General features: G+C 28.7%; 12 protein-coding genes and 1 other annotated feature. Of the genes, 1 reads left to right on the forward strand and 11 read right to left on the reverse strand.

Translation table 4 applies throughout. The annotated features are described in order from the left end of the window. Window positions 1-4: 4 nt before the first annotated feature. Together rplU and nagB are read right to left on the reverse strand one after the other, a co-directional pair. Window positions 5-346 (reverse strand): 50S ribosomal protein L21, encoded by a 342-nt coding sequence (gene rplU, locus SALLE_RS04135; protein ID WP_115558360.1) that lies wholly within the window; start codon window positions 344-346, stop codon window positions 5-7. Window positions 347-357: 11 nt separating this feature from the next. Next, window positions 358-432, reverse strand: a sequence feature (ribosomal protein L21 leader region). A 60-nt stretch (window positions 433-492) separates the two neighbouring features. Then, complete coding sequence (gene nagB / locus SALLE_RS04140; protein ID WP_115558361.1) at window positions 493-1,209, reverse strand: glucosamine-6-phosphate deaminase; 717 nt, start codon at window positions 1,207-1,209, stop codon at window positions 493-495. 196 nt (window positions 1,210-1,405) lie between these two features. On the opposite strand from nagB, the gene SALLE_RS06100 reads away from it, so the two are divergent. Next, on the forward strand, window positions 1,406-1,534 hold the full coding sequence (locus tag SALLE_RS06100) for a hypothetical protein (RefSeq protein WP_281267719.1): 129 nt from the start codon (window positions 1,406-1,408) through the stop codon (window positions 1,532-1,534). A gap of 56 nt (window positions 1,535-1,590) precedes the next feature. Here SALLE_RS06100 and rsmI read toward each other — a convergent pair whose 3' ends face one another. From rsmI to SALLE_RS04185, 9 genes are all read right to left on the reverse strand, one after another. After that, entirely contained in the window at window positions 1,591-2,463 is an 873-nt protein-coding gene (rsmI, locus tag SALLE_RS04145; RefSeq protein WP_115558362.1) for a 16S rRNA (cytidine(1402)-2'-O)-methyltransferase, read from the reverse strand. A gap of 56 nt (window positions 2,464-2,519) precedes the next feature. Beyond that, on the reverse strand, window positions 2,520-2,996 hold the full coding sequence (greA, locus tag SALLE_RS04150) for a transcription elongation factor GreA (protein WP_115558363.1): 477 nt from the start codon (window positions 2,994-2,996) through the stop codon (window positions 2,520-2,522). Window positions 2,997-3,104: 108 nt separating this feature from the next. Next, window positions 3,105-4,871 carry an excinuclease ABC subunit UvrC gene (uvrC, locus tag SALLE_RS04155; protein ID WP_115558364.1) on the reverse strand — a complete coding sequence of 589 codons (1,767 nt, stop codon included), beginning with the start codon at window positions 4,869-4,871 and terminating at the stop codon, window positions 3,105-3,107. A gap of 11 nt (window positions 4,872-4,882) precedes the next feature. Beyond that, window positions 4,883-6,856: a VWA domain-containing protein gene (locus SALLE_RS04160; RefSeq protein ID WP_115558365.1), complete on the reverse strand. Its 1,974-nt coding sequence runs from the start codon at window positions 6,854-6,856 to the stop codon at window positions 4,883-4,885. Then, window positions 6,857-8,062, reverse strand: a complete 1,206-nt coding sequence (locus SALLE_RS04165; RefSeq protein ID WP_115558366.1) for an AAA family ATPase — start codon at window positions 8,060-8,062, stop codon at window positions 6,857-6,859. It abuts the gene before it with no gap. 48 nt (window positions 8,063-8,110) lie between these two features. Next, the gene (gene proC / locus SALLE_RS04170) at window positions 8,111-8,923 is read right to left on the reverse strand and encodes a pyrroline-5-carboxylate reductase (protein WP_115558367.1); all 813 of its coding nucleotides are present in this window, start codon (window positions 8,921-8,923) and stop codon (window positions 8,111-8,113) included. 14 nt (window positions 8,924-8,937) lie between these two features. Continuing rightward, window positions 8,938-9,579 carry an ATP-binding cassette domain-containing protein gene (locus SALLE_RS04175; RefSeq protein ID WP_115558368.1) on the reverse strand — a complete coding sequence of 214 codons (642 nt, stop codon included), beginning with the start codon at window positions 9,577-9,579 and terminating at the stop codon, window positions 8,938-8,940. Between the two features lies 1 nt (window position 9,580). Beyond that, window positions 9,581-11,380: a hypothetical protein gene (locus SALLE_RS04180; protein WP_115558369.1), complete on the reverse strand. Its 1,800-nt coding sequence runs from the start codon at window positions 11,378-11,380 to the stop codon at window positions 9,581-9,583. 8 nt (window positions 11,381-11,388) lie between these two features. After that, entirely contained in the window at window positions 11,389-12,930 is a 1,542-nt protein-coding gene (locus SALLE_RS04185; protein ID WP_115558370.1) for a hypothetical protein, read from the reverse strand. Window positions 12,931-12,949 lie beyond the last annotated feature (19 nt).

Consider the following 12,949-nt stretch of genomic DNA (forward strand, 5'->3'; position numbering starts at 1 on the left):
TTGATTATGCTGCCTCTTCGTTTGAATTAGCTGCTTTTGAAGAACCCTTAGCTTGAATTGAATCAATTTTAACTTTTGTAAAAGGTTGACGGTGTCCGTAAACTTTATTTACGTTCTTTTTTGGATGGTATCTAACAACACGTAATTTTTTTTCTTTACCTTGTTTGATAATTGTCCCCTTTACAGTCGCACCATTTAAATAAGGAGTTCCAACTTGATCATCGATCATTAGAATCTCATTAAAAGTGAATATTGACCCTTCTTCTCCTAAGATTTTTTCAATAAAAATTTCATCACCGGGTTGAACTTTAATTTGTTTTCCCCCTGTTTTTAAAATTGCAAACATTTCTAAAATCTCCTTCAGTATAGACTCGCCTTGTACGTGAGTTTAAAACTTCTTCATAACGCACAAAAGAGCGGTTGAAACTGTCAACCTTATTAATTATATACATTTGCAATTTGTATTGCAAGAAATAAATTTAATTAATACTCTTAAATTAAGCTAGCCGCTTCTTCATCAACAATAATGGTAACATCTTTGTGTTTTTGAAGCACAGTACATGGTCAGTTAATTGAAATATTACCATTTACTAATTGTTTAATAGCTTCTGCCTTATTTTTACCAATAGCTATTAGTACGACTTTTTTAGCATTCATAATCGATTGTAAACCCATTGAAATCGCTTGCTTTGGCACTTCATCAATTGATGCAAAAAATCTTGAGTTAACATCGATTGTTTCTTGAGCTAAATCTACCACCGAAGTTAAAGACTCAAAACTTGTCCCAGGTTCATTAAAACCGATGTGACCGTTAGTCCCTATCCCCAATAATTGTAGGTCAATTCCACCATTTTCAGCAATCAATTTATCGTACGCTTCTGGATCAGTATTGTTAATACCATTAGGAACATGTGTGTTTTTTATATTGATGTTAACGCTTTTAAAAAGCTTTTCATCCATAAAATATCTGTATGATTTTTTATGCGTTGGTTCTAAACCTACATATTCATCAAGATTAAAGGTTCTTACCTTTGATCAATCGGTCTTATTTTTTTTAAAATCACCTATCAAATATTCGTAGGTTGACTCAGGAGTGCTTCCTGTTGCTAATCCCAAGACAATGCTTGGATTTGAGTGGATGTTTTCTAAAATGAGTTCTGCTGTCATTTTACCCACTTCTTTGTTGTTTAAAACTTTAATTACTTTCATAAATTCCCCTTTGTTATAGAATTATATTACCTTTTTATTTTCAATTAAAAAAGGGGTTTTAGGAGTTTTTTAAAAAACTAAAAGGTTATTATAATTGTTTTGGCTTGAATTTTCGGCTTTTAATTTTTCAGAATTATCTCAGGTTGTAGTAAAGTTCTTCATTTTATAACTACCTTGATTTGCACTAGTACCGTTAATGAACATAAAAGTAATTCCAGCAATTGTTGAAATAAAGTCTGTTATACCATTTATAATTCCTGTTATTCCCGAAAGAATTGCCCCAGTGATTCCTGCCCCTGCGAAAATTTCTGAGCATTCAGAATAATTTAACTCTTTGATTGTATCACCCCTATTTTATTTCGTTTAAAAGGTGGTAATTACCTATTTTTTATGAAATAGTTCGTATAACTTGTTTTTATTTAAACCAAATTCTTTTGATACTTTAGAAATTGCAGACTTAGTGTTTAGTCCATTGTTCTTTTCAATCATTACTTTTTCAATTTGTTCTTCTTCTGAAATTGATAATTTTAAGTTTCCCATCTCTGGAATTAATACGACCACAAATTCCCCTTTTTCTGTTAATTGATTAGTGTCTAAGTACTCCTGAATTTCACTAGCACTTAATCAAACAAACTCTTCATTAATTTTAGTTATTTCTCTTCCGATTAGTATTTTTGATTCTCCACCAAGTTTTTGTGACAAAAATAAAAGTGTTTGTCTGATTCGATGAACTGACTCATAAAATATATATGCCACATCTTTTTTGAAGTTATTAATCACTAATTCCTGATTCTTATTCTTTTGATCTCAGAATCCTAGAAAGTTATTTTCGATTCCAGAAAATCCAGAAACTATCAGGCAATGTATATAAGCTGGACCAGCATTAATTGCAGTAATACTAAAGTGTTCAAATTTATCATCATTAATTAATTTTTCTAGCAATTTAGCTCCCGGATCACAAATTACAGGAACTCCCGCATCAGAAATAATTGCAATATTTTTGCCTTGTTCAAGGGATTCTTTTATCTTTTCTAGTCTACTAGCTTCATTGAATTTATGAAATGATACAAGAGGTTTTTTAATTTTATAATGACTTAATAGTGTAGAACTCGTTCTGGTATCTTCACAATAAATTTCATCAACTGATGTTAGTACTTCAATGGATCTAAAACTCATGTCTTGAAGATTTCCGATTGGAGTTCCAACTAAGTAAATAGTTGGCTTAGGATTTTTATAAGTTTTTTGTATTTTCATATTACCTCCAATAAAAAAACCTAATAATATTTATTAGGCGTGATTTTATATTTTAATTATTTAACTTCCTTTATAGTGATTTTGTACGGTTCGCGAACTTCTCTTACCTCTACTGTATCACCGATAGAAAGACCTAAAATAGCTTTTGCAAGTGGAGACTCATTTGAAATCATGTTTTTAAAAGGATCAGCCTCTATTGCCCCTACAATTTTAAATTCAACATCAGTTGAATTTTTTAAGTTTTTGACAATTACTGTGCTTCCAATTTTTACATCACCAACACTTTTTTTAGTACTATCAATGACTTTTGCCTTAGAAATCATTGTTTCAACTTCTTTGATTCGAGCTTCAACTTCAGCCTGGCGGTTTCTAGCTGCATCATAATCTGCATTTTCACTTAAATCACCTTGCGCTCTTGCCTCAACAAGTTCTTTAATTACATCTTTTCTAACAACATTAATTAAGTTATCAAGTTCTTTTTTAAGGTCTTCTAAACCCTCGGCAGTTAGAATAATTTCAGTTTTATCAATCATATAATTCCCCTTTTTATTAACTATAACATTATATATGAATATTTGGCTATTTTGAAATTTTTATCTTATTTAATATGAATGGTTTATCCACATAATAAGTGTGGATAACTATTTTAGATTTTTAATAAAGGAAATTAAGTTTTCGCAAGCTTTTTTGTTAGAAACCAATTTTTCTAAGTCCTCTATTTTTGCCCCTTTAAGTTCACTTAAAGTGGGATAAACACTACGTATTTTAGCAATTGTAGTTGCCCCAATTAAGGGAACACCTTTGAGAACGTCTTGAATTAGTGATTTAGCTTGATTTTTCCTAAATCCCGCAATTGCAAAGTTATGCACACGATCTTGTAATTTTTTCAAAAAATTAAAGACAGGACTTTGTTGAGGTATCAGAAAGTCCTTTTTATTCAAATCAAGAATGTGGTCAGTTCTATGATTTTGATCCTTCACTAAACCAATTACTGGTATTTTTAAATCCAAAATTTCTAATTGAGAAAGGATTGCATTTACCTGAATTATACCTCCATCAGCGATAATCAAATCAGGAAGCTCTTGATTTTCGCGAAGAGCCTTTTGGTAGCGGCGATAAATCATATTTTGGAATCTTTGATAATCTCCCTTTTCTTCGATTTCGATGTTGTATTTCCTAAAGTCGTTGAAACTTGGTTTTCCACCTTTAAAAACAACCATGGCACCAAGTACGAACTCATCCATTATATTAGCAACATCGAAAATCTCAATATGATGAGGATATGATGGTAGATCAAGCATTTCTTGAAGCTCTTTTAAAATTGTCGTTTCGTTATTAAGTACAATTGACTTTGATAATTGTGATTGTCGTAGAACTTCTTGAGCATTTAGCATTGCTAAGTTTAGCATTTTTTTTTCAGTTTCTCCGACAACTGTTGCTAATTTATTATTATAATTGTTTGCAAAATCCTCAATCTTAATTGCTTCATCAACAAGAATATAATCAGGAAGCATATTTTTTGAATAAATTTGCGACAAATATGACTCGTATAATTCACTCAAATCTTGTCCTTCAAAGTCACCAACAAAATCATCTTTAAAAACCAATTTACCCTGACGATAAAATAATATCGCAAAGGCAATCTTATTATCACTGATAAAAGAAGCGACAACATCGCGGTTAAGATTGTCATTCAAATCAACCTCTTGGTCAACGCGAGAAAAATTCAAATGCTCAATTAACTTTTTAATTCTATTAGCTTCTTCAAATTGAAGATTATCTGCTGCTTGAGTCATTTTTAGAGTTAATTTTTCTTTGACTTCATCACTGCTGGTTTGGAAAAATTCGTCAACATGATTAATCATATCCTGATAATATTCTCAACTAACCTCTTTAAAACAAGCTCCAGAACATTGTTGAATATGAAAATACAGACAAGGTTTACCCAAATCACCAGCACACCTTCTTAAGGGATATATTCTTTCCAACATTTTTAAAATTTCCCTGGCACTTGTACCATCAGGAAGCGGACCAAAACTCTTTAATGAATTTTTATCATATTTTCTCAAATATCGATATTGAGGATTTGGTTCATTTGTGATTACAATATAAGGGTATTGCTTGTCATCATTTAAAACTATATTAAATCTAGGCTTGTATTTTTTAATCAAGTTTTGTTCAAGAATTAGCGCCTCTTGTTCGTTTTCAGTAATAAATGTTTTGATTTCACTGATATTTCTGACCAATTGCATTGTTTTTATACTACTTACCTTTTTAAAATAACTAGAAACGCGACGACGTAATCTTTTGGCTTTACCAACATAAATTACTTTACCATCGCTATTATAAAATAAATAGCATCCAGGTTTATCTGAGATAAGGTTTATTTGATCATCAACATTAATCATTTTAACCCTCCTTAAAATTCAGCAATTTGACTCATCTTTCTTAATGTTTTTTTGTAATTATTTAAATCCTCTGGGTCTAAATTCCAAACTGCGCTGAAATTTTTAAGTATTCCCATATTAGGGCTCTTACTTAAAACTAAGGCATGAAAACGATTTTTTCTTTCAACTTGAAATTTTTTGATTTCTTGAAAAATACTTTCTGGAATTTCCTCACCCAAAAAATCTGAAATCATTAAAACGTCTGCATTTCGATACTCATCTGTTTGCATAATTTCAATCGCTTTTTGCAGTGGTGTAGAGAAATCGGTTCCCCCATCTGAAAAGTTTTTTGATAAAAAATCGTATAGTAATTTTACATCACTGTGCATTGCTGTAAGATCAAGTCAGTTTATGTCCGTAGAAAATGTGATTAGATAAATACTACGACGATTTCTATTTGCCAAAGCACTCATAATTATTGCGGTCGCTTTTGAAATTAGCTCCGGGGTTCCGTGCATACTTCCCGAAATATCAATTATTAAAATAATCGGACCTCTTTTTTGTTCTTGGCTTAAACTTCTTTGTTTTTTTATTCGAGAAAGTTCATTCTCATCCATTGTCTCGGTATTTTTATAATCAAATGTTTGAAATTTTTGTTCCAAATATTTCACCATAAATAATTTTTTTAAAGCAGGAGATTTTAAATAAGCCAATTCACTTGCAAAAATACGGTCTATATCAGATGACAATTTCATTCCTAATATTTCTTCGGGATAATTTTGCTCTTCAATTTTTTGTTTTTTCTCAAAAGATTTTTGCAAACGAGATTTATCAAATTCTTGTTTCGCTCCTGACAATTTACCTAAAATCTCAAATAATCTCTGCAATACTAAATTATTCTTTATTTCTTCAGATAATTTAATCATCAATTCAATTTCTTTAGCAGAAACCTTAGTAAAATCCATTCCCCAACTTGGTCCATAAATATCTCTAACTGGCTGAGTTGTATCAATAAAACTAACAAAACCATTAATATCTGCCTTAATTTCTCGAGCAAGTTTATTGGCACCTTCATTAATATAAATAAATATTTCAGATAAAAACTCATCATAAATATCTGACTCTAAAATTTCTATAATGCTATCGAAGTTGTCCTTTTTACCTTCTTCTAAACTGATTTTTTCTAGTTCTTTTTCCACCGCTAATTTGTTTGGTTCAAATAAATCAACTATTTGAGTTAAGGTTAGGTCAATCGTAGAATCATCAATAAAGTGATTTTGAGAAATATTTTTTTCAATAACTTTAATATTGTTTACAATCTTTTCGTTAGGCTTAATTTGACTAATAATTTTAGTTCAATGGTTAAAAAAACCAACTATTAACTCACGAATTTTTCGACTTAATAGTATATTTTCTTTTCCGTTTAAATGAAATATATAATCATTGTATTCTGGAAGAGTTTTAAGGAAGTAAACTTTTTTATCCAAATAATCATAAGCTAATTTTTTGGCTTTTTGAGTATAATTTTCAATTTCTCGATAATAGTTATCAAAGTATTGTTTTATTTTCATTTTAAATTCATTTTCAATTTTTTTAAAAATATCTGTAAAGGCAAAATTTATTAAAGAAGAAACCCAGTCCTCCATTACACTTTCCTTGTAAAGACTTGGCAAAATTTGAAAATCTTCTTTAAAATAAGATTCATTCTTATTTAAAAATTCTTGAGTTTGATTTTTATTATATTCAAAATTCGCTGCTCCCATTTTTTCAATATAATTTATGTCATTTTTAACTTTTAACTCACTAAGAAATCTATCGACAAATATTTGGTAATTTCCAAATTGGGCCTCGAACACTTCCTTCATTATTTTTTTTTCTGATTGATTTGAAGCTTCAAAAAAGTCTTTATAGTATTCCTGCTTAAATCACTGTTTTTGATAATTAGATATCTCATTTATCAATTGGTTGCTTATTTCGCCCTCAAGTCTTTGCTTTAAATTGACCATTTAACCTACCATTTTTTGCAATTTAGCAAAAGATTTTTCAAAGTCGTTTCTAATTTCAACATCAACACCGTCAATTCCGTTGAAAGCAACAGGAAAGAATATAGAACTAGCTTTTGTTAAAACGCTACGTTCTTGTGCAATTCTTTTCAAAATTGATTTATAACGAGTTCCAATTTCTTTCGTGTAATTCTTGTCTGAAAAATTATTTTTTAAAACATTTTTTACTTGAACAGTTAAAGATTTTATTTCAGTTTCCGCTCAACTAGTTTCACTTTTAATACCAACTTCTTTATTCATTAACTCCTTATAGATTAAGCCTATTTCCGTTCTTTCGTTCACAGTATTATTATTTAATTTATTTCATAAAGTATGGTTTACAACAAATGTATCAACCATTTCTACTTTATCACGACCAGAACAATGAGCACTTACCTTCATTAAACGTATGACTTTTTTTCATCGTCTATCTGAAATATAAATTCCAGTTTTAGCTTCAATATTAGCCTTTAATTTTTCAATAAAATTAATTACATCATCAGATAAAGTAATTAACATTCCTTTTTTACCGTCAACTATTTCACTTATTTCTCTTATCATTTCTGGAGTTATTAAATCTTCACTAGCTAATTTAATTGGATTAATTACCTCTTCAGAATTTATCATTTTTAAAATATTATCAAAATCCTTGATTGGAGTGATTTCGTAACGAATTAAGAAACGATCGTATAATGCTTCAAGCCCCTGATTTTCTTCAGGAAATTCATTTGATGCTGAAATTAGCAGTTTTAATGGTACTTGATTAACCTTATTACCATTTCTAAATTCCTTTTCATTGATAATTGTTAACAGAGTATTTTGAATGCTTGGACCCGCTTTTCAAATTTCATCCAAAAACGCTACATCAGCTTTTGGTAAGTAACCTTCTGTTTTTCTTACATACTCTCCATGAGTTAATTTATCTATATCCAAGGGCCCAAAAATTTCATCAGGTGTTGAGTATTTATTCATTAGATACTCAAAAATTTCCCCATTTTTGATAATTTTTTTTATTAATTTAGCTAAGTTTGATTTCCCCAAACCTGGTTTACCATATAAAAAAATTGACTCTTCTGCGAAAAGCGCCAATAGGGTTAAGTGAATCGCTTCTTCCCTTTCATATAGATTGCTAGTTAAAAAAGTTATTAATTTTTCAATTTTATTTTTCATGTCTACCTCTTAATTATTATATATATATAAATAATTTAAGTCAAAATACTAACTTAATTTAGCATCCTTTTCCAAAATTGCCTGAATGGCTTTTTTTATAATTGAATCTATTTTTTCATTATTAAAAACTTTAATCCCAGCAATTGTTGTCCCACCTGGAGAAGTAACCTTATTAATTATTTCTTGCGGGCTATCACTTGAATTTAAATAATTTTTCAATGTACCAATAAAAACCTCTGTAAACAACTCTTTAAGATTTAAATAATTTATGCCAAGCTCTTCTCCTAAAAGCTCAAAGTTTTTATAGAAATTTAAAATTAGAGCGGGAGAACTTCCCGCCAAAGCTGCAAACTTAGCAAAATCCTCTTCTTTGATTTCATAACTTGACCCAAAAGAATTAAGTAAGTTATGCATAAGTTCGCGTTCCTCAGAACTAAATTTTCAATTTGAACAAATAGCTGTCGATGACTTACATAAACTAGCATTCAAGTTTGGCATAATTCTAATAATTTTATTAAAATGATTGTTTGATAAGGATTTAACAATTCTTTCTACAGGTCATGCAACCACCATTGATACAATGATTTTATCCTCACTTAAAAATGGTGATATTTCCTTCAATAGTTCTGGGACATCTTTTGGTTTAATTCCCAAAAAAATTACCTCACTTTTTTCGATAAGCTCTTTCAGGCTATCAACTGAAGTAGCTAAACCTTCATTTATACATCTATTTTTTGATTCTTGAGATCTATTATAAGCAAAGATCTTCAATTTGTCTAATTTTGTATCAGTTTTGATTCCTCGCAAAATTGCTGTTGACATATTTCCAGTTCCAATAAAACCTATTTTAAAATTTTTCATTTCTTACCTCCATTTTATAAAACAACTCCATTCACAATCTTGATATTTTTTGAAAAATTTAGTTGTTGAAATTTTTCAAAAAGCGAAATATCTTTTAATTTAACTATAAAAGTTTTGCCCGTTTTATTGAGATCGTTGATATAAGATATAGCTTTAATAGTTTCTTCATTAGAGAATTCAGCAAAATCAATTTCAATCAAGATTAATTCTGGTTGATTTAATAGCGCCACAAAAAGAGTAACACAAAATTTTTGCAGTTGATTTAATTTAAATATTTTATTGAATAATTCACTTTCTAATCCGAAATAATGAATCAGTGGAATCAATTTATCATCTGATTCTTTTTTTGATACTGATTTAAGTCTTCCACAATAATTCAAGTAATTATTTAAAGAGATTTTGTTTGGTAATTTTTTATAATCCAAAACATGACTTATTTTTAGTCGTAAGGATGACTCGCTTAAATTAGTTCCGTTTAAAAAAATGCTACCTTGCTGGAATTTACTTTGTCCTGAAATTATTTTAAATAAATTACTATCGCTATTATCCTCTAAATAAATTAACTCTCCTTTTTCAATTTCAAAAGAGATATTATCATAAAATATTTGTCTTGAGTTTTTTTGAACAATGTTATTTAAAATAAGTAATTTTTTCATATTATCTCCTTCTCGAAATCTTTTTGTAGAAAATTAAATAGCTTAAGGAAATTGAAATCATTGCGGCACAAGTTCACATCAGATAAATTCCTCAAATTTGGATTATAGGTTTTTTATAGGTATCTATTTTAACTATTCTTTCAGTATATTCATTTGTCTGGTTTCTGACAATCAAATACGATAAATCGTAATCTTCATTTATTTTTACCGAATAGTATTTATTGGCGGCATTTGCTATTTTAGCATTAGATTTATGGTATTCAATTCTGTTACTGTTTTGACCAAAATTATTCATAATTCAAAATTGCGACATGTAATTTAAGTAAACATTGGCTCTTTGTTTTCTAACATAATTTTTAATCGATCTATTATTTCATAAATCAAAATTATAATTTCAAGCATTTCTAATCATTGATAGAATTGAGCCTGTTAAAATTCGCTCTCCTGAAGAAACTTGAAAATCTTTATGAACTTGATTGACTGTTGGGTAAAGTTCATTATTATAAAAGAAACTTTCTTTATTAGTTAAATTCAAATCCAGTGGAGAGATACTTTGATTATTATAATAAGAATAATTGTTGATAAATTCGTTAGCAACTTCATAAACTTCTATTATATCTTCGTTAGAATAATATGGTGATAATGTTTGGTCTTGTGATATCTCAATTAAAGTTTTTAAAATCGCGTTGTTATTGAAAGGATTATCATGTATTGGTTTTAAATTACTGCGTTCTAAATTAAAAAGCGAATTAGTTCAGTCATCAACTCTTGAACTAGAAAACTTGTTAGTTTGGTAATAATTTTTTAAGCTCTGATTGACATAATAAAAAGTTTCTAAAGGGTGAAGTTTTTTTGCAATCATTTCATTTTCTCATTCAATTTTGTCATCACTAATTTTTCAATTAATTTCATAACTGTATTGATTTCCAAATGTACCAAAAATTCTTTCATCAATATCTAAAAAAAGATAGTCATTAAAGATGGCTGAGTAAACTTCATTTTTATTTTCGTCTTCAATAATACATTCATGTTGACAATCGCTTTTTTTGAATGCATAATCTCAGAACTCAAATGACTTTAAAAGTTCTTCCATAAAGATATTTGTTTCACTTAAGTGATATGAATTAACAACTTCATCAATGCTAATTGTTTGTCGATTTAGATTGACAGCCCAGGTGTTGTCTGGTGGGGTTTCTTTTTTCTTAGTTGATTGAAAATGCAAGTTGGCTGAAAAATTACTAACTGCTAAACTGGTAGAAAATAAAACTAAGAATATCGTGGTGAATAACTTTGGCAATCCCATTTGTAATATAATTCCCAGTCCACAAAATAATGAATTAATTATTAAAGCAGTTATAAAAATTGGTGTTGTCATTTGCAAATATAAATTTCTAGCACCATCTAATCTGACTAATAATACCATCGCTAAACTTAATCAGAACAAAAAAATCAGAATAATTGAAATTAAATGATTAATTAATAACCGGATTGAAAATGACTTTCCCAATGTTACAAAACTTGATAGTTCAATACGTATTATTTCTTGCCTGAAATGATTTCCAAAAAACTTTTGATTAAATCATATTTGATAAAATAGAATTCATCCTATAATAAATGCCACATTTACAATTATGAATATTTCTTCTTGTTTTAAAGATGAGTCATTAATTACAGAATTGATAATTAAAAGATTAAAAGCAACTTGAGATAACAGTAACGAAATAGTAAAAACCATTAAGCCTCACGACTTAAAAGTTTCTTTAAATATAAATCCTTGTACTATTTTTATTTTACTTTTCATTCTTTCTCCTATTTTAAATTAAAAGTATGGTCTCCTAAAACTTTCTGGGTAATTCCTACCAATCTTATTTTTGAAATTTGTGATAGTAAAGTTGAGTCATCAAAATCTGATAAGTTGGTTCCTAGATAAACATCTTTATCTTGGCCAAACTCTATTTCAAATCCTCTTTTTTCATAAATAAGGCTATTAATTTCTTCTTTAACTTTGCCAATTGTTGAATTTTGATTTTTATTAATTATTTCTTGAATTTCTTCATAAAATACTTCAATAATAAAATTATATTTAGTTGTGGAATTTATTTTAAACTCTTGGGTTCCTTCAAACTCAAAATTGTAATATAAGAATTTAATATCATTTTTTTCAAAAGTTAAGTCAATGTCATTGGTTGCTCTTATTTTAAATAAAAGATTATTGCTTACTGAGTAATTAAAATTTTTATCAAAAGAAAAACTACTATCAATTAATTCATAATTATTTTTGAGTTTACTACTACTGTCTAAAATCTTAATAACCTTTTGCTTCGCTTCTTCTTTTCTCTCATTTGCTTTCAACCTTAAACCTGAAAAATTACAGTCATAAAAACTAGTTGTAGGTCGTTCCAAATCCGACATGTCTTTTTCATCAATCGAAAACATCATATTTTTATAGTCGCCAGCAGAATATTGTTCATTGACATCTTGAGTGAATTCTAAAATAAAGTCTCCTTGTTTGGATTCTGAATCATAGTTCAAGTAACCACCATTACCTTTGTTATAATATTTTCACTTATTATTAAGATTTAAATTAGAATTTAAAATAGTGGTAATTTGAGTCTCAATTTCACTTATACTATTTCTGTCGCTTCTAACCCTAATGGCTTTTAAAGAAGTGTTCAAAATACTATCAGCTTGTCTAGCGTTTTCTGGATTGGTTCAGTTGATTCTAAAGTCAAAATCAAAAATGTCTCCTTTTTTATATGCTAAATCAACATCTTTTTCAAACAATACTTTACAAGAACCTAATTCCATAAATTTGCTGGTTTGAATTTCAACGACTTTGGTGGCTCCTTGAAAAAAGCTTGTGGTGTCCAAACCTTCTGAAATCGCATTTGCAACAATTTCGCTTTCACTACCAAATTTAACTTTAACGTCGGTGTTAAAGTTAAAGTCTCCCAGTCGAGTTTGACCTCTAACTTCTGGACCATTTACTAAAAGTGTTGAAAACTTAAACTCAAATTCATCACCTTTAACCCCAATTGTTTTGATGTCTTCGGTTAGTGAAAATATAAAAAATCCTGCGTTTTTTTTGTGGTTAAAGTCCATAGCTTCAAAAGTATATTTGCCCTTTATTTCTGGGTTTTTATCTAACTGATTTAAAAAATATGCTTTAATTTCATCGTTGTCTGTCGACTCTTTAATAAAGATATCTTTTCTTTTAATATTCAAAGAATCCAGTATTTCATCATTATTATCTCAAGGAATTTCTTCATCAGGAATTACACAAGAAACCACCGTAACTGTTGGGATTGTTAAAAAAGAGAATGAACTTAAAATTAAAATCAGCTTTTTCATAGTCATCACCAACTTTCTT

Source organism: Spiroplasma alleghenense (genome assembly GCF_003363775.1).
GTDB classification, from domain to species: domain Bacteria; phylum Bacillota_I; class Bacilli_A; order Mycoplasmatales; family Mycoplasmataceae; genus Spiroplasma_B; species Spiroplasma_B alleghenense.